This is a genomic window from Nitrosomonas sp. ANs5 (assembly GCF_050584665.1).
Lineage (GTDB): Bacteria > Pseudomonadota > Gammaproteobacteria > Burkholderiales > Nitrosomonadaceae > Nitrosomonas.
The window spans coordinates 38,292-59,942 of record NZ_JBEUDO010000010.1 but is presented as its reverse complement, the minus strand read 5'-3'; the positions used below and the strand labels follow the sequence as shown (position 1 = coordinate 59,942).

Sequence of the window (21,651 nt, the reverse complement as noted above, 5' to 3'; positions counted from 1 at the left end):
TCGATTCGAAAAAGTTGTGCAATCAAACCCAATAGGCCGTGCGCGTCATGGTCTTCGAGCCAAGCTTCATGGCCAGCCTGACAGGCAGAGGCAGCTCGCCGCCCCCATGCGAAATGGCCATGGTTGCATGACACGCTTCATCGACTTTCATCTGCGACACGATCGCACGGCTACGGACATCCTGATAAGGCAGGCGGCGTAAATGGTCGGCCAGATGCGCTTCGACCTGGCGCTCCGTTTCGGCCAGGAAACCCAGGTTCCACTTATCGCCAAGCACACCAGCAACCAGTCCCAACGTGAATGAACCGCCATACCAGAGCGGATTGAGAAAACTCTTGCGTCCACCCAATTCGGCAATGCGCCGTTCCGTCCAGGCGAGATGCTCGGTCTCTTCGCGCGCAGCCTGGCTCAGGGCTTGCTGTACCGTGACATTGCGCGCTGTCAGCGCCTGACCCTGATAAAGCGCCTGCGCACAGACTTCGCCGACATGGTTAATCCGCATCAGCGCAACCGATTCACGTTTTTCGGCTTCGCTCAATTCATTTTCGGGCAGGTTCCTGCCTGGCACCGGGCGGATGGTATTGGCTGGCACCAGCAGTGTACGCAAAGCATTATCAAAACCAATGATTAATTTATCTACCTTCAGCATGGCTCTTCTCTCTTATCGATGTGGCCGCGTTAAGACTGAATTCCGCGCGAAACGCCGAAACAGGTTTCCGGGCAAAAACTCCGAATATTCATAGTACAGCTATTGTGGGGTGTGGGGCATCGACTCGCCCGCCGAATGGCGGCTGCCTACCCCTGCAACACGTGGCGCGCTCCAATCCCCAGGCAACGGCAAAGTAGCCTCGATGGTCCATGATCGGCTTGCTGCGCCTGATTTGGGTTCCAGCCTTGGCCATCACCCGCCTGCATCACATTGCCGAATGGGGAAAATGCGCTGCGCGCTTGCCCATGCTTTTCATTGTATACGCATTTGCCGCGCAAGCAATGTCACAGGATGCAGAACCTCGATATTTCTCCCTTTTTTCATCAGGCCATTGGCCATATGCAATGCACACCCGACATTGGCCGTCACCAGGTAGTCGGGATCCGCCTGCTCGATAGCCTGCAGTTTATCATCAAGCAAGGCATTCGCGAACGCGGGCTGGTCCAGGTAATAGGTGCCAGCCGCCCCGCAGCATTGGTCGTTGCCGGCCAGCGCCTGGATTTCAAGACCGGGCACCCGTGCCAGCAGCGGGTAAAGATGGCTGGATGCACGCAAAACGTTGCGCAGGGTACAGGCTTCATGCACGGCCACTTTCCTCTGCAAGGGGGCGAAGCGGATTCCGCTCCAGTCTTGCCCAGCCAGAAACTGGTTGATATCCATGACCGGCACAGCTGCTGCATGCGCTGGTGATTGCGCCGCGACATCCGCCAGCTGAGCACCACAACCCGAAGCGGTGCTGAGGATGGCCTGAATGTCCAGCCCGGCGAATGCCTGATGATTTCGCCGAGCGAGTGCTGCCACCTCATCGGCAAGGCCGGCATGCTGGTAAAGCGCGCCGCAGCAGGTTTGCGCGCGCGGCACATGCACCGTATAGCCCAGCCGGTTCAGTACGGTCAGCGCCGAAAGGAGCGTTTCCATATCGATTACACGCGCCACACAACCCAGGAACAATGCGACAGCGCCACGCGGCTGTCCTTTGGCCGGGTATGAAGTGCGCCAAAAATGACCAGGCAGAAGACGATGGGTCAGAAACCACTGGGACTGTATCAGCGCATGTTTTTTCAGTATATTCAGCCGCAAAAGCATGGCCAGAAGACGACTTTTGACCATTAAACGCACAAACGGGCGCAGCATGTCGAAACGAGCCGGATGAGCAATCAAGGCCCGCTCAAGAAAATGCCGCAAACGGCCCTGCCGTGACTGCCCACCTCCCCCGTCTTTGACCCTGACTTGGACATTGGCCTGGATCATGGTGCGCGCATGATCGATCAAGCGGCCATAGGCAACGCTGTTCGGACAGACCCGTTCGCAAGCACGGCAAGTCAAACAGCGGTCCATGTGCTGCACATAGCGCGCATTCATGGGGATGCGCGCGCTGGTGACGCCGCTCATCAGCGCAATGCGGCCACGCGGCGAGTCCGCTTCCGACTGCGTCAGACGATAGGTTGGGCAATGCGGCAGACAGAGTCCGCAAGCCACACATCGGTTTGCCTCGGCGAGCAATTCAGCCGATGGATCCGCAGGCGTGAGTGCTTGCTGGTTTTCTGTACTGTTTGCTGGGTGGAATGATGAATTTTTCATATTTTAAAAACTGTTTAGAGATTCCGATTTTCAGCGATCACGCCGTCCACTCATCTGCAATTCAACTTCATCTTCATCTATATGCATAGATAGCTTTTCCTGGATCGGCATAACCGGTATTTATTGACACGGCCGGCAGAGCTTGACCATTTGGTTGCCTTCCAGAATTACGGTACGCAAGCGCATCCCTCCATACTTCGTGGTTGCGAGCCACATAGGCGGCGCGGCAATCCAGCAGATGCCGTGGCGGAGATTTTCATTACTACTGCAGGATGACTGAAAAAGGTTCATGAGCATGTTGCTATTTGCACCCCGACAGACGAATCTTCCCTCAAAACTTGATTTTATCGCTTGCTAATTACCTGAAAACTACCATAGAATTACGGGTTTTAGTTTACAAATAAATCATTTAATAAGGGATACTATGGTAGTAGTAAGACTGGCACGCGGCGGCGCCAAGAAACGTCCTTTTTACAGCATGGTTGTGGCAGACTCCCGCTGCAGACGGGATGGCAGGTTCATTGAGCGCGTAGGGTTTTACAACCCGCGCGCAACCGGTGGCGAGGAAAGTTTGCGTATTCACATGGATCGCCTGACATACTGGCAGTCTCAAGGCGCACAGCTGTCCGACACGGTATCAAGACTCGTCAAGCAATTTGGTAAGCAACAGCACAACACGCCAGCCCAAGACTGAGCCAAACGCTTTGCCGGCAGGCGAGCAAATGGTGGTGCTGGGCCATGTGATCGGGCCGCATGGCATCCGCGGCCAGCTTAAAATTGCCTCTTATACTGAAACAATCGAGGGACTGTTTGATTATCCGGTATGGTGGCTTGGCAAAGATGGAAGCCATTGGCGAGCAGTGCATCCCGCTTCATATATTATTCATGACGGCCGCTTGATTGCCACGGTGGCCGGATCGAGTGATCGCACCAGCGCTTCCGAACTAAAAGGATTGCAGATTGCGGTGCCACGCAGCGAGTTGCCACAGCTACCCGAAAACGGGGAAGACGGCTATTACTGGCTGGACCTGATCGGCATGCACGTTTGCAATACGCAAGGCGAGGCACTGGGCACTGTCACCGGATTGCTCGAGACCGGTGCGAACGAGGTGCTACAAGTCGGCCTTGCGGGAAGCGACAAGGAAAGATTGATCCCTTTCATCGATCAGATCATCGTCGAGGTTGACCTGAAATCCCGGAGGATCACGGCAGATTGGGGGCTGGACTATTGAAGGCGGTGAGTTTTGTCATTTGAGATCGATGTCATCACGCTTCTGCCGGGCATGTTCGATGCGATTACGCAATTCGGTATAACGAGCCGGGCAAATAAAAACGGCTTATATCGTCTGCGCACCTGGAACCCGCGTGATTATGCGACCAATCGTTACCGGACAGTCGATGATGCACCTTATGGCGGTGGACCGGGCATGGTCATGATGGCGCAGCCACTGGACCAGGCAGTTACCCACGCCAAAGCCTGGCAAGCCGGGCATGCTGTCAATAAATCGCGTGTTATCTACCTTTCGCCCCAGGGGAAATGCCTGGATCACGAAAAAGTTTTACAGCTGTCCAGGCTGGAAGGTTTGATACTGCTGTGCGGCCGTTACGAAGGAATCGATGAGCGGTTGATCGAGCGCCAAGTGGATGAAGAGATTTCAATTGGAGATTATGTGATTTCTGGCGGAGAATTGGCGGCCATGGTGCTGGTCGATGCCTTAGTGAGGCAGCTTCCCGGTGCCCTGGGTGATGCCACTTCAGCTGATCAGGACTCCCTGGTCGATCACCTGCTGGAATATCCGCATTACACGCGACCCGAAGTCTATCAGGCGCAACCTGTTCCCGAGGTGCTGCTCTCCGGCAATCATGCGAAAATTGAGCGCTGGCGGTTGCAGCAATCGATTGGCAGGACCTGGCTTAAAAGGCCCGATCTACTGGCAAAGAAATACCCGGAGGGACTCCCTGAAGATGAGCAGAAATTACTAGAAGAATTTAAAGCAGCACAACACTCACAAGCTGCCAGCCAGCCCATGAACATGATAAAAAAACAGGAGCAATGAAAATGAATTTAATCGAGCAGTTGGAACGCGAGGAAATAGCAAGACTGGACAAGACGATTCCGGACTTTTCTCCGGGTGACACCCTTGTCGTCAATGTGAACGTCGTGGAAGGTGATCGCAAACGCGTCCAGGCTTTTGAGGGCGTCGTCATTGCCAAACGCAATCGCGGACTCAATTCCTCATTCATCGTGCGAAAAATTTCCAGCGGCGAAGCTGTCGAACGTACTTTCCAGACTTATTCCCCATTGATTGCCAGCATGGAAGTCAAGCGACGGGGTGCGGTGCGTCGGGCAAAACTTTATTACCTGAGAGACCGTTCAGGCAAGTCTGCGAGAATCCGGGAAAAACTGCCCGCACGCGGCACCAGCAGGAACGCTGCCGCGGCCGAGACCAAATAAAAACGCCACAGCAGAAAACACGCGGGACGGGTGCAACACCACAACCCATCCCGCGCTGACTCACCTGGCTGCCGACATCAGCGCGGCCTGCAGCATTGTCATATCACGCCTCCGCCCTATCGTGCTGCACGCAGCACTTTACTCAGCCAACAGCTTGCTGACATTTCCCGGCGGCCGGCCCAGTACCGCATCATCACCACGCACAACAATCGGACGCTGGATCAAATCCGGATTGTCTGCCATCAGCTGCAACAACGCTTCATCATTCAGCGATTCGCTGCCCTGGGCAAGTGGTTCATCCGCGCGCAGAAGCCCCCGGACCGGCATATCGAGCTTGCGCGCCAGCTCACGCAACAACTCGACCGATAACGGCTGCTCGTAATAATTGATGCTGTCGAATGCCTTGCCACTCTGGTCGAGAATCGCCAAAGTCGCACGGCACTTGCTGCAGGTAGATTTCTGATAGATGGTTATTTTATCGTCCATAATAGGCCTGCCCGGATTTCATTAAATACCACATTCCTTGGAAATCGCCGCATGGGCCGCAGAAGAGCCCTTCAATCCGAAGGTATCCGTTGTTGCGGTACCCTGTGCCGAAACACCCTTGACAATCATCGTGCTGCCGCCTCGTATGGCAACCGCCAATTTGTTGTCGGCCGCCGCATCAGACGCCCAGGCGGTTTCATCCTGAGTAAAAAGCTTGAACTGCTGGGCGCCGATCTGAACGGTTACTTCACTATCCGATTTGAATGGGTAGCCCGCCACGAAACTGAATACATTCTTGCTTTTTTCCGCAGGACGATGGGTCACGAGCGCGAACACATCTCCCCGCTTGGAATAATTACCTTCTTTCTTTTTGGGCTTGCTGACCATGTAACAAACCTTGCTCTTGTTCTCCAGGTAGACATAGGCAGTCCAGTCATCAAACTCACCGATCGCTTTGGGTTCGGCCGCATGCACCATACCGCTCGTGACAAGCGCGGCCAGAAGCATATTTATTCGAGTGAATGTTCGTCTCATTACATGAAACTCCATATTTGCATATTCATTGTGATTATCCCATTCGGTATCCAGCGCACAATCCGATATGGAGACTTATCAGTTGCAGCCTTCCATTTTATAAATGTAGTATCCGTTCTGCTTAATGGCTTCGACCACTTCGTCAGGCGCGCCCTGGCTGTGACAAAAGCGGCACTCTTCGCTGGTCACGGCCGCATCAGCTTCCCCGATGGAAGCCAGCCACTGCTTGGCAAATTCAATTGCTTGCTTGTCATCCCGCACATCGGTAAACACATCGAAATGCATAATGTGACCATCCTTGGCTTTGACGTAAGTATCATAAACATGAATTTGCATAAATTTCTTCCTTAAAATAGATCAATTAAAAATAAGCTGAATCGATTGGATGGCCGATATTATGCCATTTTTCGCCGGGCGACGATAACGCCATCTCGCGTGGGATTGATGAATGCATCAAACGCCGGATCACTGAAAATCAACTGGTTGTGCGCTTTGATCGCTTCGGTCCAGCCGGGATGGGTATCGGTAAAATCATCCACAGCCACTCGGCCATGCCAGAGCACATTATCGGCAATATACAAGCCTCCCGGCCGGATCCTCTCCTTGGCCATGTGCCAGATATCGGGATATCCACCCTTATCGGCGTCGTTATAACAGATATCGAACATGCCTTCAGTTTGCGCAAAAATATCTTGCGCATAGCCTGTGTGATAAGCCACCCTCTCCCAGAGCCCCGCAGCACTGAGATATTGCGCGGCCTTTTCCTGATTCAGCGGGTTGCTGTCGGTGCAGATGATTTGACCACCCTGCCCAACCGCCCGAGCAAACCAGTACGCAGAATAGCCGTAACCGCTTCCGAACTCAAATACCCTGCGGGCATCAATCATTTTTGCAAGCATTTCCAGCGAAGCACCAACGAGCCGTCCCACAATCGGGAAATTATTCTCCCAGGCGTAGGCCTCCATCTCGGTCAGCACCTCATGGTCGGTTTGCCCCATCAGGGTCAGCATGTAATGCTCGATCGCGGGATCGACCGGTGCAAGCACACTCGAATTGTCACTGCCCGGCATTTGCAGATTGGTCATAACTCGGTCCTCCTCATTACTTGATCAATTATCCAGGAAACTTCAGCTGGGGGCTGAACGGTAGAAGCGGCAAAATATTCTAGGAGGTTGTCCGAGAATAGCGATCGTAGCGAGGGAGAGGCTGGTTGAGTTGGATTTTTCGATCATTTGAGGCGAATAGTCGTTCTATTCAACGAAAAGGATCGGAAAATCCAGCCAGCCAGAATCGTCCGCAGTAGATCAGTCTATTCTCGGACAGCCTCCTAGTACTCCGTTCCGCCAAACCGATTACATGAAATCGCGCCTTCGCCTGTCATGCGTTGTTGCAAATCCTCGCCATAGCTACGGCTATGACTGCGGTTTGCGCCTAGCCTGGCAGGCGAATCCATCGATTTCATTTGCAAGCTAATTGACGGAACGGATTACTAGGCATCGGCTGTTGCCTCATGGGCGGTCAAAGACGTATCGTCTATTGTATCCGATTCATTTGGCTGCTGCTGCCGCCAGCAAATCACCAGAGCCGTAATGACAAGCAGCAATGGCGGAATCCGGCTAAACAACAAGAAAACATGGGACAGCCCGGCCATGACGATATAGCATACCATCGCCGCGCCAAGCAGGCCCATTCGGCAGCGCTTGAATGCCTGAAACCAGCACCATAACAAAAATACCCATGCGGATATGCCCAGCAGCCCCAAATGCACCCCAACCTCGATCCATTCATTATGAAAATGCACCGTTTTCTGGAACTCGGGCAGATTCCGGTAAATCCCCTGTTGGTGTGTCACGATCTGCTCATCGAAATACTGTCTGGCCATCCCAGCGCCATGTCCCAGCAGCGGACGTTCGGCAATGCCGCGCAGACCGATTTCCCACATTGCCAGCCGGTAACCCAGGCTGGTTTGATAATGGCCTTGCTGGAACAATCGCAGGTCGGTGCCGGCCTGGTACAGCCTTTCCTGCAGGACATCGCTGCTCGCGGCAAATACAGCAATGGCCACCACTGCTGCAGTCAGACTGGCCATTAACTTTCTACCCTCGATTCTGTAACGCAGCACCAGTATCAGCAGCAACGCTGCCAGGGTGGCAACCAGCAATCCTCTCGAACTCTGATTGAATTGCAGAAACAACAACAGCAAGGCCAATAACCAGGAGAAACATGCCCGGCGTCTGGTTGCTGCGATACAGCCGTAAAATGCTGCCAGTATCACGCCCGTGCCGATCGCCGCCGAATAACCCAGATAGGAAAACTTAAGCCAGGGAATCCCTTGCGCACCTTCAATCGCCCATTGATAACTGCCGAGCGCCAGAATACCCACATAGCCGCTCAGTAACGCGCCCACCGCCCAGGGCCATCGATTGTTATTCAACAACGCGAAAAAAGGAATGAAAGTCAGCAAGATGAAATACTTTTTCCATTTGCCTTCGAAGGCCGCCGGGAAATCACTCCATAACAAACCCAGCAGCCATACACCGCAAAACACCAGGATGCCCCATACCAACGGCTGCTTGATCAATCGATCAAGTTTGAACAAGCCACCATCAACCAGCCAGGCCAGCGCCAAAACGGGAATTGCACTATAGAATAAGCCGTTATGCCACAGCGCAATACAAAACAGCCCCAGCGCAAACCTCGCCAGCAGCTCGCGCCAGCCGAGTGCATGCCCATACCAGAAGACAAGTTTGCTGAAGAATCCAGTCTGTTCGTTACCAGAATCAGGTGCTGCACTCATGCGCTTGCCGGATCGGGTTCAAATACACAACAGGTTTCGCCCCAGTTCTGGGTCGTTCTGGCCTTTAATGCCAGACCAGCCTGCCGCATGATCTCAATGGCTTCCTGTTGCTCAGCATCGGTCCCCAATTCAACGATGACGGAACGCAGATTGGGATGCCTCAGAACGTTCCCAGCCGCTTTGAGGATCTGAATCTCAATCCCATCCACATCGATTTTGATGTAATTCGGATATGGAAATCCCCACTTGGCGCACAACTCATCCAGCGTCACGCCGAACATCCCCTGGACATGCGAAGCGGGCACCTTCATGGCCTCGAGCGATTCCCGCCCGAACTGCGAGCGGTTGCCACCCGGAATGAATTTGGGCACATACAATTTATCAAATCCGTTATTTCCGCCGATCGCGACACAATAGGCGGTGATCTGATCTTTCAAATCGTTAAGCCAAATATTCTTGTTCAACGCATAGTAGTTGTTACTTTGTGGCTCAAAAGCAAAAACTCGAATGCCGGCACCGAATTTTTTAGCCGGGTAAAGGGAATATTGACCGATATTGGCTCCGATATCGAAGTAGCACGCACCCGGCTCAAAACTGTCCAGCCAGTCCAGGGTATCCGGCTCCTTTACGGAATAGGTCCGGATGCGCTTGAGGACGCGCCAATGATCGACCGTCAATTGAATCGGCTGCCCCCTGACTTGCACCGTCTTGGCACCCCCCTTGACCGCATAAGCCGCTACCACCAGATTTTTCAGGAACTCGACCGAGAACAGATTAGACATTGCGACCCTCCGCAGTTGGATTATTCGGTGCATCCCGGACAGTGGCTGCCCCGCCCCCGCCCGTCTCTTCCAGCAAAGCGACATAGCGTGACAATACCGCCTTGCCTCCCACGTCCAACACATGGTCCAAGAACTTTTGCCGATGCGCTTCCAGGTAAAAGTCCTGACAGCCCCTGGCAAGAAAATGACTGATCTTCTCATAGACATCATCCCGGCAGTGCAGCGCTGTTTCTGGCATGTATTCAGCCACTGCCGAACGCCCAGCGTGCAGATAATCGGCTGCCAGAACGGGCTGCCTGGAACGAACCGCCTCGAATACCACCGAGGTCGCCAGATCGATGCAGACATCGGCCCAGTTCATCAGATGCACCGAATGCATGCTGTCGCTGGCGATACGCACATTCTTCAATTTCTGCAATGACTTGCTGCGGGTGAACGACTGTTTCCAGCCACTCCGCGTGTGTGGCTTAATGATGAGCTCGACTTGCTCGAAGGCAGCGATCAAGTGCACGACTTCACTGACTTCTTCCCAGAAGGTCGTAAAGTTTGCCTTTCGCAAGAACATCACAATCTTGAGTCGCTTCTGATTCCCGATATTGGCCAGCGGCGATGGCGGCGCCAAAATTTTCAGCCTAGCGAGCCATTCTTCGCTGAAACGCGGGGAACCCAGGATGGCGATTGCCTGCTCCTCGAGAAAGGGCCGGAAACGCTGCGCACATAATTCATTGGGAACAACCAACCGGTCAAAAATGCGCGCGGCGGAAAATGTCGCATCCGGCCCCAGCCGCCACTCCCCGCGCCGGATCAGTTGATTCGCGTGAGGACTATCGCCATGCGGCAGTGACACTGTGCCCAGTCCCTGTTTGCGCGCCATGGCAACGACGGCTTCCACCCATTCCACTGCGATCACCGAGTTGCGTTCAATCCAATCGAATGCTAACACGCCTCGCGTATCCTGGCCGAATGTCCGCTCCAGCAGTAACTGTCCCGTTTTGCACCACAGTGGCGCACGCCGCCTGGCCGTGTAAACATTGGCCAGGCGGCGCACCAGGGGCCCGACGAAGGAACGGCGCAAATTACCAGTCAACAGCAACATTTGCAGTCGCCAGGCCGTATACAACCAGGGTGTAAACAGCTCGCTCACATGCGCCACCTGCACCCCATCAAGTCCTGCCAAATATTCAAGCCGGAAATCCTGCCGGAATTTCCTGGACCCGATCAACACGACATCGCAAGTATGTCCGGATTCGGCCCATTTCATAATGACCGGCGTTATATGATCAATATCGTTATAATGGCGGAGAAAAAAAAGGGCTTTCATGCCTGTGTTATCATGCGGGAATTTAGAAAATATGCAGTCATCGGTCTGGTGAATGCCGCATTATACACAGCGAATGATCTCCATGAATCCGGTTGCAACAACTTGCTCAAAATCACTCACATCGTTCGTTCATCCATGCAGTCAGGAATTCGAAGCCGCCTGCCGCTCAATGAGTCGCACCTTTATACCAATACTTGAATCCATATGAAAACGATCGCTATGATTCCTGCGCGCATGGGTTCTTCGCGCTTTCCCGGCAAACCGCTGGCACAGCTACTGGGACGCACCATGCTGGAACATGTCTACCAACGCGTCGCCATGAGCAGCTCGCTGGCCGCCACTTATATCGCGACTTGCGACGAAGCCATCCGGCAGGCAGCAGCATCCTTTGGCGCGCCAGTCATCATGACCGCCGATAGCCACGAGCGCGCCAGCGACCGAATTGCCGAAGCTGCCGAGCAGACGGATGCCGATTTGATCGTCATGGTGCAAGGAGACGAACCTATGGTGCACCCGGCCATGATCGACGCGGCTGTCGCCCCTTTTCATCACAATACTCAATTGGAATGCGTCAACCTGACACGCCGCATCGATGATGAAGCGGATTTCAGGAACCCCAACACGATCAAAGTTGTCATGGATTTACAAGGGAATGCCCTGTTCATGACACGCCAGCCCATTCCGACACTGGCCCAGGGTGGGCTCGATATGACACCGGTTTATAAACAAGTATGCATCATCCCCTTCACACGCGCTTGCCTGAACGCGTATTGCAGCCTGCCGCCCACACCGCTGGAACAGCTGGAATCCATCGACATGCTGCGCCTGCTGGAGCATGGCCGGCAGATCAGGATGATAGAAACGCATTATGACACCCAGGCCGTCGATACCGAGGCGGATCTGGCGCGTGTGGTCGGCCTGCTGGCAGACGATCCCTTGCTTACGCAATACTAATACTAACAACCGGAACCGCATTTCGCATGTCACTTAAAACCCGACTGACCCGCCGTGAATTGACCATCGGCTCATGGATTACGCTCGGCCATACTGCCATTGCAGAAATCATGGCCGAGGCCGGTTTCGACTGGCTGGTGCTCGATGCAGAGCATAGCGTGCTGGAATTGAGCGAAATTCAGAGGATGATACAGGTGCTCGATGGGCGGCATTGCCCGGCCATTGTGCGCCTGACGTCCAATCATCCGGACCAGATCAAGCGCGTCATGGATGCAGGCGCAACCGGTGTGATGGTGCCCATGATCAAGTCCGCCACGGATGCTGCCGCAGCGGTCAGCGCTGTATATTATCCGCCTGCAGGCAATCGGGGCGTTGGCCTGGCGCGCGCCCAGGGCTATGGCGCAAGTTTCCAGGCATATCGGCAGTGGCTGCAGGCGCACGCAGTCGTCATCGTCATGATCGAGCACATCGAAGCAGTCCAGAATATCGATGCGATACTGTCAGTCCCGAATGTGGATGCCTACATCATTGGACCATACGATCTTTCCGGCTCGATGGGCCGGCCGGGCGAGCTCGATCACCCGGAAGTGCAAACGGCTATTCGCCAGGTTCTGGAAGCCGGCATCCGCCACCATAAAGCGGGCGGCATTCACGTCATTGAACCCGATCCGGCCGCATTGCAGCAGCGCATCCAGGACGGCTTCACCTTTCTGGGCTATAGTCTGGACATCCGCATGCTCGATTCCCTTTGCCGCAATCATCTCCAAATCATCAAAACCCGTTCATGAGTAAAATCGTCATTTCCACTTCCTCCTTCGATCTCGACAGCAATCCCGCCCTGCAACGCCTGCGTGCACAGGGGATCAATCTGACCAGCAATCCGCATGGGCGCAAATTGACTGAGGATGAAATCCTCACCCTGCTTGGCAATGACACGGTCGCCTTGTTAGCTGGCGTCGAACCGCTTACCGAACGCGTATTGACAGCCGCTGCCGGTAGTTTGCGTGTGATTGCACGCTGCGGAACCGGGCTGGACAATGTTGACCTGGCCGCAGCCTCGCGGCTGCATATCAAGGTGTTGAACACGCCCGCTGCACCCGCCCAAGCAGTCGCTGAATTGACCCTGGGGCTGATCCTCTGCAGTCTGCGCCAGATCTGTCAAACCGATCGGCTGATACGCCAGGGTAAATGGCCCCGGACACAAGGCCGCTTACTGGCTGGCAAAACCGTTGGCATCATTGGATGTGGACATATCGGACAGCGCGTGGCGCGTCTATGCCTGGCATTCGATGCGCATGTCATTGCCCATGACCCCTATCAGCAGCAAATGCCCGAGGGCGTGACAGCCCTACCATTGGAGACACTCCTGCAGCAGGCCGATCTGGTCAGCCTGCACCTGCCCTATTCAGCGAAGGTTCACCATTTGCTGAATGCGCACACGATTGCCCGCATGAAACCCGGCGCGATCCTGATCAATACGGCACGCGGCGGGTTGATCGATGAAGACGTGCTGCACCACGCGCTGGAAACCGGCCATCTGGGTGCCGCTGCACTGGATTGCTTCGAGCAGGAGCCTTATGCTGGGCCTTTACGTGAATCCGAACGCATAATTCTGACCTCACATATCGGATCGCTCGCACGCGAAGCACGGCAACGCATGGAGCTCGAAGCAGCAGAGAATCTATGGCAAGGATTGGTTGAGACAGGTGCGGTCCATGCATAACAGCTCCCATCCCGAAGAAATAGCCGTTGTACTGGGTGCCGGGGGCTTCCTAGGCAGTCATGTCGCCGATGCGCTCTCCAATGCCGGCTATCGGGTCCGCCTGTTTGATCGCACGCCTTCTCCGTATCAGCGGCCCGACCAGGAAATGATCGTGGGCGATCTCATGGATCTTGATCAGGTCGTTGAAGCTGTCCGGGACGCGGCGTTCATCTATAATTTCGCAGCAATTGCCGATATCGATGAAGCCCATGACAAGCCACTGGCCACCGCCAGCGTCAACGTACTCGGCAACATGCATGCATTGGAAGCCGCCCGTATTGCCGGTGCACGCCGCTTTGTCTTTGCCAGCAGCGTCTATGTCTACTCCGAGTCCGGTTCGTTTTATCGCGCCAGCAAGCAAGCTGCCGAACGCTTCACCGAAACCTACCATGAGCGATATGGGCTGGATTACACCATTCTGCGCTATGGGTCGCTGTATGGCCGGCGTTCGGACAAACGCAACGGCATCTATCGCATGCTGCATGAGGCCATACAAAATCACTCCATCACTTATCGCGGCAGCGGCGAAGCCATCCGGGAGTATATTCATGTCGAAGATGCCGCACGCATGAGTGTACAAATTTTGGCCCCGGAATTCGCCAACCGCCATCTGATTTTGACCGGCCAGGAAAAACTGCGCGCACGCGATGTCATGACCATGATTTCGGAGATCATGCCCTGGCCGGTTGCGCTGCATTTCGATGAAGCCAATCCGGTGCATCACTACCAGATCACGCCTTACGCTTTTCAACCCCGTATTGGCCGCAAACTCGTACTGAACGAGCATGTCGATCTGGGACAAGGGCTGCTCGACTGCCTCAGGGAAATCCATCAACAGATCAATCAAGGTCACGAAGAAAACGATACGACGCCTTCCACCTCGGATAATTGGGCATGAATACCTTCATCAAACCCCTACAATACTGGCAAGCCATCATTTTTGACTTCGACGGCGTCGTGGTTGAGTCTGGCGATATCAAGGCCCAGGCCTTTGCCGAACTGTACCGCGACTACGGCGAGACCATCGCACAAGCCGCTGTCACCTATCATCGCGCCAACGGCGGCATGTCGCGTTATCGCAAGTTTCATTATTTCCAGCAACAATTACTGCACAAACCACCGCTCACTCTGGAAGAAGAGCAGGCACTCGATAGACGCTTTTCGCAGCTCGTCATGGAAGCGGTAATTGCCTGCCAGCCTGTGCCCGGCGCGGATACGCTGATTCGCCAGGCGGCTGCCAGCATTCCCCTATTCGTCGCCTCCGGCACGCCTGAAAACGAACTGCATATCATCGTCGAACGGCGCGGCCTGTCCCCTTATTTCACCGAGGTGCGCGGCGCGCCCGCGCTGAAAGAGACACTGGTTGCCGACATCTTGTCGGCCCACGCACTGGCTGCCGAACGGGTACTGATGATCGGCGATGCGCTGGTCGATTACGAAAGCGCACAGGGTAACGGCGTTGCGTTTATCGGCCGCGTCCGCCCCGGCGATCCCAACCCTTTCCCGGAACAGGTTGCAACCTTACCTGACCTATGCCAGCTCACCACCTGATCCAGCGTCACTATTTCAGTCACCTGTCCGCACTGACCCATGCGTTTGTCCAATATGCCAGCACGACCCTTCGTGACGCACTCGCTCAGAGAGGCCAGGCCAGTTTGGTCGTGCCGGGCGGCCAAACCCCGCGCGCCTATCTGCCACAGCTAGGGCAGCAGGATTTACCCTGGGATCAGATTTATATCACACTCAGTGATGAACGCTGGGTGAATGCTTGCCACCAAGATTCAAATGAGCGATTGCTGCGCGAGCATTTCCTGCAAAATATGCGGATACCGCCACACTTCATCCCTTTCAAAACCTCACATGCGCATCCAGAGCTGGCGATTGCCAGCCTCCATACCCGTTTGTCCGCAATCCCCAGGCCTTTCAGCCTGACCATTCTCGGCCTGGGAGAAGATGGCCATATTGCTTCACTCTTTCCCGGCATGACGCTCGATCCGTCTGCCCCCCATCTATGCCAAGCCGCCACGCCACCGGCTGCACCCGCCCTGCGCATGAGTCTCAGTTTCCGGGCATTGATTGACAGCGACCATATCAGCCTGGTCATCACAGGAAACGGTAAAAGACAATTCCTCGATCAAATGATCGCCCGGCCGGACCCCAGTTTGCCGTTCATTAAACTCTTGCAACACAAACCGGTCACAGTATTTGAAACGGATACCACTTACCAAGAGTAGGCATTGTTGAAATGAATGATCTTCACTTTAATTCAGGCCGCCGCAGATTACTTGAGCTGGGAGCGGCGAGCCTCGGAAGCTTGATGATTGCTCCCTTCCTATTTCCAGTCAGCGGCCAGGCAGCACCGAACAGACTGGCCGCTATCGGTCCGCTTCAAACACCAGACACCAACGGCGTGCGCCTGCCCACTGGCTTCGCTTCACGCATCATCGCCAGATCTGGCGATGACCTGTTTGGCTATCGCTGGCATGCCGCACCGGATGGGGGCGCGACCTTTGCCTCGCAGAACGGTGGCTGGATTTATGTCTCCAACAGCGAAATGAAAAACAAGATCGGTGGCGCCGGTGCCCTGCATTTCGACCATGCAGGCCGGCTGATTGACGCCTATCCGATTCTGACCCATACCACACTCAATTGTGCCGGCGGTGCCACACCCTGGCAAACATGGCTGTCCTGTGAAGAAACAAAACGCGGCTATGTCTGGGAATGCGATCCATTCGGCGCACGACCGGCCGTCATCCGCGCAGCGCTGGGAAGATTCAAGCACGAGGCTGTCGCGGTAGATACCGACAGCATGCAACTTTATCTGACCGAAGATGAGCCGGATGGCTGCCTGTACCGCTATACCGCCAACAAGTTTGACGCCACCGGCACACCGGCCCTGGGTGATGGATATCTTGAAGTGATGCAGGCACCGGCGGGCAGTCACGGGGAGGAGATCCGCTGGCAACGGCTACCCGATCCGGCCGCCACCCTGCAGGCGACCCGCAAACAGGTCGCGCAGGCCATGCACTTCAACGGGGGCGAAGGTATCTGGTATCAGGATGGCGTCGTTTATTTCACGACCAAGGGCGACAACCGGGTATGGGCATACCATACGAAGCACCGGCAGCTCGATATTCTTTACGATGCAGCCCGTCATGCCTCCCCTGTACTAACCGGAGTAGACAACCTGACCGCCAACAAAACCGGCGAGCTGCTGGTGGCGGAAGATGGCGGCAATATGCAAATCGTCATTTTATCAGGCGATACGATTAAACCTCTCCTGCAGATCATCGGCCAGAAACGCTCCGAAATCACCGGGCCGACCTTCAGCCCGGATGGCTCAAGGCTCTATTTCAGCTCACAGCGCGGCACAACCGGACGCCCCGAAGCAGGCATCACCTATGAAATCACGGGATTTTCCCGCTAACCGTTGCAAGTTGGGTTTGCAAGTTGGGTAAATACTTTTGCATTGGCCGCCCCATCTGCCGCGCCACAAAGCAGCAGGCCGGGAACATACGGCCTGATGCCGGGGCGTTCAATCCGGTTTGCGCAGATCGACGGCGCTCAGCAAACCACGCAGAATATTGACCTCCTCTTTTTCGAGACGAGTACGTGCGAACAAGCGGCGCATGCGGCGCATGAGCCGCTTGGGTTGTTTGGGATCGAGAAATCCGCTCGTGACCATGATTTGCTCCAAATGACGGTGAAACCCTTCAACTTCATGCAAACTGGCCAGTTCCGGTGAACGGGCAGCAGAATGTATCACCGACTCGTCAAGCGCCATACGCAACTCATAGGCCATAATCTGGACTGCGGCTGCCAGGTTGAGAGACGAATAGGCTGGATTTGCCGGAATCTGCACGGTCAGCTGGCACCGGCTAATCTCGGACGCAGTGAGGCCCGCACTCTCTCGGCCAAACAGCAAGGCAACGGGTTGCTGCCGTGCCTGCTGTACGAGCGCCATGGCTGCCTGTCTGGCGTTCAGAGTCGGATGTGGCAGATCGCGTGGACGGGCAGTCAGGGCTGCAGCCAGATGAGTGCCACCGACCGCTTCTTCCAGATTGGCGCAAACCTGGGCAGATCCCAGTATATCGCGCGCGTTGGATGCACGCACATCCGCCTCATTGTCTGGGAAACGCTTGGGATTAACCAGATAGAGCTTGCTCAAACCCATGGTTTTCATGGCCCGGGCAGTCGCGCCAATGTTGCCTGGATGACTGGTATGACTGAGCACAATCCGGACATTGTCGAGCGGTGAAACTGGATTCATATTAAAATAATGGCCCTTTGTTTATAGATTTCAACCGGAATACTTCAACATGCATCCCATGCTTACCATCGCAGTGAAAGCTGCACGTCGCGCGGGCAGTATCATCAATCGCGCATCCCAGAACCTGGAGCGATTGACTGTCACACGCAAGGCCCACAGTGATTTTGTCAGTGAAGTGGATGGCGCTGCAGAAGAAGCGATTATCAAAACATTGCTGGATGCTTACCCAGATCACTCGATTCTAGCAGAAGAGAGCGGCAACAGCGGAGACGCAAGCAAATCAGAGTATCAGTGGATCATCGACCCGCTGGATGGCACCACCAACTTTCTGCATGGCTTTCCCAAATATGGGGTTTCAATCGCGCTGCTGCACCGGGGCGTGCTGTCACAAGCTGTGGTATACGATCCAGTAAAGGACGAATTGTTTACCGCCAGCCGCGGCGGCGGCGCTTTCCTCAACGACCATCGTATCCGTGTCAGTAAACGCACGCAATTGGGCGAATCGTTGATTGGCACCGGATTCCCATTCCGAGATTTCACCCATATGGAGGCCTATTTGGCCATGTTCAAGGATGTCATTCCAAGAACTGCCGGTATCCGCCGCCCAGGGTCCGCAGCGCTGGACCTTGCGTATGTCGCGGCGGGCCGCTACGATGGTTTCTGGGAAATGGGGCTGGCGCCATGGGATATGGCGGCTGGCTGTCTACTGATTCTCGAGGCAGGCGGCATGGTCAGCGATTTGGAGGGCAATGAGCACTTCCTGAAAAGCGGGCAAGTGGTGGCAGGCAATCCAAAGATTTTTGTACAGCTTCTGCAAATCATCGCTCCGCATCTGACCGAACAACTCATTGCCGAAAATCGACCACCCGCCAGGCACGCCAAGTAATATCGCAAGATTGACCATTTATTCGGGAGGAACATAATGGAGAACCGTGCACATGCCTTTGCAGCCGGCCTATTCGTCATCCTGCTGAGCGCTGCATTGGCAATGGCAGTGAAATGGTTTAGCAGCGAAAGCATCACCTACGATCATTATTTTGTGATCTCGGAAGGCGGATCGGTATCCGGATTGAACCCGGAGGCATCGGTTCGTTACCGGGGCGTGAATGTCGGAAAAGTCGAGGATATTTATTTCGACGTAAAAAACATGCGCAATATCATCGTGCGCATCGCGGTCAGCAATCAGGTCACGCTGCCTCAGAATGTCTATGCACAGCTTGCCAGCCAGGGCATTACTGGTTTAGCCTATATCGAACTCAACGATGACATTCTTGAAATCGGAGTTGGCGATCTCGAACCCGGCATGCACATTCCCCTGAGATTGTCGCTCATCAAGACCCTCTCCGACTCACTGGAGGAGGTGCTGAGAAATTCGAATGAAGCGATCACACGCATGAACAGTTTGCTGAACGAGCAGAACCAGGCCCATATCGGCGATATTCTTGGCAATCTGGCCAGAACAATCCAGCATTACGATGACTTTGTCCAACAATTTCAGACTGATATCCAGGCACTGCCACAGCTCACGAACGAAAGCCTCGTGACGCTCAAACACACCCAGCAAATACTGGGAGATGTCGGCCAGGTCTTACAAAAAATCAACCAACAAGGCGGCATAGCCGATCGCGTCGCCCGCGGCTCACTGGAAATGGCGGAAACACTGGCCAGCCTGAGGGAAACCAGCTTAGCTATTACACAAAGCACGCAGGCCCTCAATCAGCTGCTGCATTCGCTCGAAAATCAACCGCAGAGCCTGATATTCGGCAAACCCCCGGCCCAGCCCGGACCAGGCGAAGCGGGATTCTTGCCACCCCGGCAACACTGATAATGAAAAAATATCTTGTCGCACTGCTGCTTGCCGGGTGCACACTGGCACCCAAGGCGCTCCCCCCGGTCTCGACTTATGATCTGGGACCGATGCCCCAGTCAGAATCACAAATTTCGCTGCCTTTACAAGCAATCATACAAATTGCGGAAATTTCGGCGCCAGTCTGGCTGGATACCCAAGCCATTCGCTACCGTCTGGCTTACCATGACCCGGCACAAACCTATGCCTATGCCAACAGCCGCTGGGCAGCTCCACCGGCAAAGTTGCTGACGGAACGTATTAGGCAGCATATCGCGGCATATCACAGCGGAATAGACAACATTATCAGCAACGGTCTGCCAGCAAGCTATCTGCTGAGGATCGAACTGAGTGAATTTGTCCAAATATTTGGGCAGCCGCACAGTAGTCAGGTGATGATAGAATGGCGAGCGCATTTGTTTGAGCGAACGACCCAATCCATCGTGGCGCAACGCAACTTTTCACTGACCGGATCGACAGAAACCGCCGATGCGGCAGGCGCTGTCAAAGCTTTTATACGGCTCAGCGACAAGCTGGCTGGTGAATTGACAGAGTGGCTGGTCCATCGCCTCGGACAGACCCAACATTCCGGCCATTCTGATGTCAGTGATCGGCGATCAGATACCGTCCTTTGATAGCCGTACACTATTTTTCCCAATCTGCGCCTGCGGACGAATAAAATAGCCGCTTCTGTTGCAGGCATGCCAGGTAATCCATCACTTCATGACATATATGACTCATCAATCCTTGATATTTTCACCCCTTTGCCTACGCACGCTGGTTTTTGCCGTTCTGCTTCCTCTGCTGTTGGCCGCCTGCGGGCACAAGGGGCCGCTTTATCTGCCCCAGGATGATCCTGCCAAGAATGCGCAGAGGCAGTCATGAACGATAGGACTCCGTTCTGCTATCGCCAGGATCAGCTTTTTGCCGAATCGGTCTCGCTAGCAGACATCGCCGCCGAATTTGGCACCCCCTGCTACGTCTATTCACGCGCGGCCATCACTTCAGCTTATCAGGCCTTTGACCATGCATTCGGCAATCACGATCATCTCATTTGCTATGCAGTAAAGGCCAACTCCAATATCGCCATTCTCAATCTGTTGGCAGGATTGGGCAGCGGCTTCGACATCGTCTCTGGTGGAGAACTGGAGCGAGTATTGAAAGCGGGCGGCGATCCGCAGAAAACTGTCTTTTCCGGCGTAGGAAAATCCGGCGAGGAAATACAATCAGCACTGGCTGCAAACGTCTTTTGCTTCAATGTCGAATCGGAAATGGAATTGATCGCTCTGAACGAGATCGCCGGCCGGATGAGTAAAGTCGCGCCTGTCAGTTTACGCATCAATCCTGATGTCGATGCCAACACACATCCTTATATCTCGACTGGTCTCAAGGAAAACAAATTTGGCATCCCGGCAACCGAAGCCGAGCGGATCTATGCGCTGGCCAAGCAATTGCCGCATATTCAGCCCAAAGGTCTGGACTGTCATATCGGTTCACAACTGACCGAAATTGCCCCTTTCATCGAGGCCGCCAGGAAAATGCTGGATTTGCTGGCCCGTCTGCAGGCACAAGGCCTCTCTATCGACCACCTCGATCTTGGCGGGGGACTGGGGATATGCTATCAGCAAGAATCTCCTCCCACGATAACGGAATACGTCAAGGCGCTCTCCGCCACTGTGGGCGATCCCACGCTGCGCCTGTTGGTCGAGCCGGGACGCGCGCTGGTCGGTCATGCAGGCTTACTCTTGACGCGGGTGCAATACCTCAAGCACACCCCTGCACGCAACTTCGCGATCGTTGATGCCGCCATGAACGATTTATTACGCCCCGCCTTGTACCATGCCTATCATGAAATAATACCGGTCGCGAACCGGCCAGGCACAAGTGCTAGCTACCAAGTTGTCGGACCTATTTGCGAGACGGGCGACTTTCTGGGGCAGGATCGCCATCTGACACTTGAGCAAAATGATTTATTGGCTATCATGTCTGCCGGCGCCTATGGAATGAGCATGAGTTCGAATTACAATACTCGCCCCCGTGCTGCCGAAGTAATGGTGGACGGCCACACTGCTCACCTTATCAGGGCCCGTGAGCCAATTGAACATTTATATGCCCTGGAAAATTTGCTGGCCTGATATTTTCCTATAATTCTCC

At 54.6% G+C, this 21,651-nt stretch carries 27 protein-coding genes; 17 read left to right on the top strand and 10 right to left on the bottom strand.

Annotation, left to right across the window (positions count from 1 at the left end; genetic code table 11):
* Nucleotides 1-22 precede the first annotated feature (22 nt).
* Both coq7 and ABTW62_RS04245 read right to left on the bottom strand, forming a co-directional pair.
* Nucleotides 23-649, bottom strand: coding sequence for a 2-polyprenyl-3-methyl-6-methoxy-1,4-benzoquinone monooxygenase (gene coq7, locus ABTW62_RS04250; protein WP_430903342.1), 627 nt, complete (start codon nucleotides 647-649; stop codon nucleotides 23-25).
* A 312-nt stretch (nucleotides 650-961) separates the two neighbouring features.
* Nucleotides 962-2,290, bottom strand: a complete 1,329-nt coding sequence (locus ABTW62_RS04245; protein ID WP_430903341.1) for a (Fe-S)-binding protein — start codon at nucleotides 2,288-2,290, stop codon at nucleotides 962-964.
* Nucleotides 2,291-2,714: 424 nt separating this feature from the next.
* Between ABTW62_RS04245 and rpsP the strand changes: the two genes are divergently transcribed.
* Genes rpsP through rplS form a run of 4 tightly spaced genes read left to right on the top strand, consistent with a single transcriptional unit; the run spans nucleotide 2,715 to nucleotide 4,745 of the window.
* Nucleotides 2,715-2,984 carry a 30S ribosomal protein S16 gene (gene rpsP / locus ABTW62_RS04240; protein WP_430903340.1) on the top strand — a complete coding sequence of 90 codons (270 nt, stop codon included), beginning with the start codon at nucleotides 2,715-2,717 and terminating at the stop codon, nucleotides 2,982-2,984.
* A gap of 10 nt (nucleotides 2,985-2,994) precedes the next feature.
* Entirely contained in the window at nucleotides 2,995-3,522 is a 528-nt protein-coding gene (gene rimM / locus ABTW62_RS04235) for a ribosome maturation factor RimM (RefSeq protein ID WP_430903339.1), read from the top strand.
* Nucleotides 3,523-3,534: 12 nt separating this feature from the next.
* Nucleotides 3,535-4,347: a tRNA (guanosine(37)-N1)-methyltransferase TrmD gene (gene trmD, locus ABTW62_RS04230; protein WP_430903338.1), complete on the top strand. Its 813-nt coding sequence runs from the start codon at nucleotides 3,535-3,537 to the stop codon at nucleotides 4,345-4,347.
* Between the two features lie 2 nt (nucleotides 4,348-4,349).
* The gene (gene rplS / locus ABTW62_RS04225; RefSeq protein WP_430903337.1) at nucleotides 4,350-4,745 is read left to right on the top strand and encodes a 50S ribosomal protein L19; all 396 of its coding nucleotides are present in this window, start codon (nucleotides 4,350-4,352) and stop codon (nucleotides 4,743-4,745) included.
* A gap of 138 nt (nucleotides 4,746-4,883) precedes the next feature.
* Here the strand turns inward: rplS and ABTW62_RS04220 are convergent, their stop codons facing one another.
* From ABTW62_RS04220 to ABTW62_RS04190, 7 genes are all read right to left on the bottom strand, one after another.
* Nucleotides 4,884-5,231, bottom strand: coding sequence for an ArsC/Spx/MgsR family protein (locus ABTW62_RS04220; RefSeq protein ID WP_430903335.1), 348 nt, complete (start codon nucleotides 5,229-5,231; stop codon nucleotides 4,884-4,886).
* Between the two features lie 21 nt (nucleotides 5,232-5,252).
* Nucleotides 5,253-5,765 carry an invasion associated locus B family protein gene (locus ABTW62_RS04215; protein ID WP_430903334.1) on the bottom strand — a complete coding sequence of 171 codons (513 nt, stop codon included), beginning with the start codon at nucleotides 5,763-5,765 and terminating at the stop codon, nucleotides 5,253-5,255.
* 78 nt (nucleotides 5,766-5,843) lie between these two features.
* Nucleotides 5,844-6,101 carry a DUF2024 family protein gene (locus ABTW62_RS04210; RefSeq protein ID WP_430903333.1) on the bottom strand — a complete coding sequence of 86 codons (258 nt, stop codon included), beginning with the start codon at nucleotides 6,099-6,101 and terminating at the stop codon, nucleotides 5,844-5,846.
* Nucleotides 6,102-6,160: 59 nt separating this feature from the next.
* The gene (locus ABTW62_RS04205; RefSeq protein ID WP_430903332.1) at nucleotides 6,161-6,850 is read right to left on the bottom strand and encodes an O-methyltransferase; all 690 of its coding nucleotides are present in this window, start codon (nucleotides 6,848-6,850) and stop codon (nucleotides 6,161-6,163) included.
* A 404-nt stretch (nucleotides 6,851-7,254) separates the two neighbouring features.
* The gene (locus tag ABTW62_RS04200) at nucleotides 7,255-8,562 is read right to left on the bottom strand and encodes an O-antigen ligase family protein (protein WP_430903331.1); all 1,308 of its coding nucleotides are present in this window, start codon (nucleotides 8,560-8,562) and stop codon (nucleotides 7,255-7,257) included.
* Nucleotides 8,559-9,344 carry an FkbM family methyltransferase gene (locus ABTW62_RS04195; RefSeq protein WP_430903330.1) on the bottom strand — a complete coding sequence of 262 codons (786 nt, stop codon included), beginning with the start codon at nucleotides 9,342-9,344 and terminating at the stop codon, nucleotides 8,559-8,561. Before ABTW62_RS04195 ends, ABTW62_RS04200 begins: the two co-directional genes overlap by 4 nt.
* Nucleotides 9,337-10,605 (bottom strand): hypothetical protein, encoded by a 1,269-nt coding sequence (locus ABTW62_RS04190; protein WP_430903329.1) that lies wholly within the window; start codon nucleotides 10,603-10,605, stop codon nucleotides 9,337-9,339. Before ABTW62_RS04190 ends, ABTW62_RS04195 begins: the two co-directional genes overlap by 8 nt.
* 15 nt (nucleotides 10,606-10,620) lie before the next feature.
* Here ABTW62_RS04190 and ABTW62_RS04185 point away from each other — a divergent pair, with 15 nt between their 5' ends.
* The 8 genes from ABTW62_RS04185 to ABTW62_RS04150 are packed head-to-tail and all read left to right on the top strand — an operon-like array spanning nucleotide 10,621 to nucleotide 16,808.
* Nucleotides 10,621-10,863, top strand: coding sequence for a hypothetical protein (locus ABTW62_RS04185; RefSeq protein WP_430903328.1), 243 nt, complete (start codon nucleotides 10,621-10,623; stop codon nucleotides 10,861-10,863).
* A gap of 6 nt (nucleotides 10,864-10,869) precedes the next feature.
* Nucleotides 10,870-11,619 carry a 3-deoxy-manno-octulosonate cytidylyltransferase gene (locus ABTW62_RS04180; protein WP_430903327.1) on the top strand — a complete coding sequence of 250 codons (750 nt, stop codon included), beginning with the start codon at nucleotides 10,870-10,872 and terminating at the stop codon, nucleotides 11,617-11,619.
* A gap of 26 nt (nucleotides 11,620-11,645) precedes the next feature.
* On the top strand, nucleotides 11,646-12,407 hold the full coding sequence (locus ABTW62_RS04175; protein ID WP_430903326.1) for an HpcH/HpaI aldolase family protein: 762 nt from the start codon (nucleotides 11,646-11,648) through the stop codon (nucleotides 12,405-12,407).
* A complete protein-coding gene (locus tag ABTW62_RS04170; protein ID WP_430903325.1) occupies nucleotides 12,404-13,342 on the top strand; it encodes a phosphoglycerate dehydrogenase in 939 nt (312 codons plus the stop codon). Before ABTW62_RS04175 ends, ABTW62_RS04170 begins: the two co-directional genes overlap by 4 nt.
* Complete coding sequence (locus ABTW62_RS04165) at nucleotides 13,335-14,279, top strand: NAD-dependent epimerase/dehydratase family protein (RefSeq protein WP_430903324.1); 945 nt, start codon at nucleotides 13,335-13,337, stop codon at nucleotides 14,277-14,279. Before ABTW62_RS04170 ends, ABTW62_RS04165 begins: the two co-directional genes overlap by 8 nt.
* A complete protein-coding gene (locus tag ABTW62_RS04160; RefSeq protein WP_430903323.1) occupies nucleotides 14,276-14,932 on the top strand; it encodes an HAD family hydrolase in 657 nt (218 codons plus the stop codon). Before ABTW62_RS04165 ends, ABTW62_RS04160 begins: the two co-directional genes overlap by 4 nt.
* Nucleotides 14,914-15,615, top strand: coding sequence for a 6-phosphogluconolactonase (gene pgl, locus ABTW62_RS04155; protein ID WP_430903322.1), 702 nt, complete (start codon nucleotides 14,914-14,916; stop codon nucleotides 15,613-15,615). The genes ABTW62_RS04160 and pgl overlap by 19 nt, the downstream gene beginning before the upstream one ends.
* An 11-nt stretch (nucleotides 15,616-15,626) precedes the next feature.
* Nucleotides 15,627-16,808 (top strand): alkaline phosphatase PhoX, encoded by a 1,182-nt coding sequence (locus ABTW62_RS04150; protein ID WP_430903321.1) that lies wholly within the window; start codon nucleotides 15,627-15,629, stop codon nucleotides 16,806-16,808.
* Nucleotides 16,809-16,916: 108 nt separating this feature from the next.
* Here the strand turns inward: ABTW62_RS04150 and ABTW62_RS04145 are convergent, their stop codons facing one another.
* The gene (locus tag ABTW62_RS04145) at nucleotides 16,917-17,651 is read right to left on the bottom strand and encodes an RNA methyltransferase (RefSeq protein ID WP_430903320.1); all 735 of its coding nucleotides are present in this window, start codon (nucleotides 17,649-17,651) and stop codon (nucleotides 16,917-16,919) included.
* Nucleotides 17,652-17,700: 49 nt separating this feature from the next.
* Between ABTW62_RS04145 and ABTW62_RS04140 the strand changes: the two genes are divergently transcribed.
* The 5 genes from ABTW62_RS04140 (at nucleotide 17,701) to lysA (ending at nucleotide 21,632) form a co-directional block, all read left to right on the top strand.
* A complete protein-coding gene (locus ABTW62_RS04140) occupies nucleotides 17,701-18,537 on the top strand; it encodes an inositol monophosphatase family protein (protein WP_430903319.1) in 837 nt (278 codons plus the stop codon).
* A 36-nt stretch (nucleotides 18,538-18,573) separates the two neighbouring features.
* Nucleotides 18,574-19,476, top strand: a complete 903-nt coding sequence (locus tag ABTW62_RS04135) for an MlaD family protein (RefSeq protein ID WP_430903318.1) — start codon at nucleotides 18,574-18,576, stop codon at nucleotides 19,474-19,476.
* A 2-nt stretch (nucleotides 19,477-19,478) separates the two neighbouring features.
* On the top strand, nucleotides 19,479-20,132 hold the full coding sequence (locus ABTW62_RS04130; RefSeq protein ID WP_430903317.1) for an ABC-type transport auxiliary lipoprotein family protein: 654 nt from the start codon (nucleotides 19,479-19,481) through the stop codon (nucleotides 20,130-20,132).
* Between the two features lie 97 nt (nucleotides 20,133-20,229).
* Nucleotides 20,230-20,382, top strand: a complete 153-nt coding sequence (lptM, locus tag ABTW62_RS04125) for an LPS translocon maturation chaperone LptM (protein WP_430903316.1) — start codon at nucleotides 20,230-20,232, stop codon at nucleotides 20,380-20,382.
* Nucleotides 20,379-21,632 (top strand): diaminopimelate decarboxylase, encoded by a 1,254-nt coding sequence (gene lysA / locus ABTW62_RS04120; protein ID WP_430903315.1) that lies wholly within the window; start codon nucleotides 20,379-20,381, stop codon nucleotides 21,630-21,632. The genes lptM and lysA overlap by 4 nt, the downstream gene beginning before the upstream one ends.
* The last annotated feature ends 19 nt before the right edge of the window (nucleotides 21,633-21,651 follow it).

Bases quoted from the DNA above. Each gene is read 5' to 3' on its own strand.
- coq7 (WP_430903342.1), bottom strand. From the start codon at position 649: ATGCTGAAGGTAGATAAATTAATCATTGGTTTTGATAATGCTTTGCGT.
- ABTW62_RS04245 (WP_430903341.1), bottom strand. From the start codon at position 2,290: ATGAAAAATTCATCATTCCACCCAGCAAACAGTACAGAAAACCAGCAA.
- rpsP (WP_430903340.1), top strand. From the start codon at position 2,715: ATGGTAGTAGTAAGACTGGCACGCGGCGGCGCCAAGAAACGTCCTTTT.
- rplS (WP_430903337.1), top strand. From the start codon at position 4,350: ATGAATTTAATCGAGCAGTTGGAACGCGAGGAAATAGCAAGACTGGAC.
- ABTW62_RS04220 (WP_430903335.1), bottom strand. From the start codon at position 5,231: ATGGACGATAAAATAACCATCTATCAGAAATCTACCTGCAGCAAGTGC.
- ABTW62_RS04215 (WP_430903334.1), bottom strand. From the start codon at position 5,765: ATGAGACGAACATTCACTCGAATAAATATGCTTCTGGCCGCGCTTGTC.
- ABTW62_RS04210 (WP_430903333.1), bottom strand. From the start codon at position 6,101: ATGCAAATTCATGTTTATGATACTTACGTCAAAGCCAAGGATGGTCAC.
- ABTW62_RS04205 (WP_430903332.1), bottom strand. From the start codon at position 6,850: ATGACCAATCTGCAAATGCCGGGCAGTGACAATTCGAGTGTGCTTGCA.
- ABTW62_RS04200 (WP_430903331.1), bottom strand. From the start codon at position 8,562: ATGAGTGCAGCACCTGATTCTGGTAACGAACAGACTGGATTCTTCAGC.
- ABTW62_RS04195 (WP_430903330.1), bottom strand. From the start codon at position 9,344: ATGTCTAATCTGTTCTCGGTCGAGTTCCTGAAAAATCTGGTGGTAGCG.
- ABTW62_RS04190 (WP_430903329.1), bottom strand. From the start codon at position 10,605: ATGAAATGGGCCGAATCCGGACATACTTGCGATGTCGTGTTGATCGGG.
- ABTW62_RS04185 (WP_430903328.1), top strand. From the start codon at position 10,621: ATGATCAATATCGTTATAATGGCGGAGAAAAAAAAGGGCTTTCATGCC.
- ABTW62_RS04180 (WP_430903327.1), top strand. From the start codon at position 10,870: ATGAAAACGATCGCTATGATTCCTGCGCGCATGGGTTCTTCGCGCTTT.
- ABTW62_RS04175 (WP_430903326.1), top strand. From the start codon at position 11,646: ATGTCACTTAAAACCCGACTGACCCGCCGTGAATTGACCATCGGCTCA.
- ABTW62_RS04170 (WP_430903325.1), top strand. From the start codon at position 12,404: ATGAGTAAAATCGTCATTTCCACTTCCTCCTTCGATCTCGACAGCAAT.
- ABTW62_RS04165 (WP_430903324.1), top strand. From the start codon at position 13,335: ATGCATAACAGCTCCCATCCCGAAGAAATAGCCGTTGTACTGGGTGCC.
- ABTW62_RS04160 (WP_430903323.1), top strand. From the start codon at position 14,276: ATGAATACCTTCATCAAACCCCTACAATACTGGCAAGCCATCATTTTT.
- pgl (WP_430903322.1), top strand. From the start codon at position 14,914: ATGCCAGCTCACCACCTGATCCAGCGTCACTATTTCAGTCACCTGTCC.
- ABTW62_RS04150 (WP_430903321.1), top strand. From the start codon at position 15,627: ATGAATGATCTTCACTTTAATTCAGGCCGCCGCAGATTACTTGAGCTG.
- ABTW62_RS04145 (WP_430903320.1), bottom strand. From the start codon at position 17,651: ATGAATCCAGTTTCACCGCTCGACAATGTCCGGATTGTGCTCAGTCAT.
- ABTW62_RS04140 (WP_430903319.1), top strand. From the start codon at position 17,701: ATGCATCCCATGCTTACCATCGCAGTGAAAGCTGCACGTCGCGCGGGC.
- ABTW62_RS04135 (WP_430903318.1), top strand. From the start codon at position 18,574: ATGGAGAACCGTGCACATGCCTTTGCAGCCGGCCTATTCGTCATCCTG.
- ABTW62_RS04130 (WP_430903317.1), top strand. From the start codon at position 19,479: ATGAAAAAATATCTTGTCGCACTGCTGCTTGCCGGGTGCACACTGGCA.
- lptM (WP_430903316.1), top strand. From the start codon at position 20,230: ATGACTCATCAATCCTTGATATTTTCACCCCTTTGCCTACGCACGCTG.
- lysA (WP_430903315.1), top strand. From the start codon at position 20,379: ATGAACGATAGGACTCCGTTCTGCTATCGCCAGGATCAGCTTTTTGCC.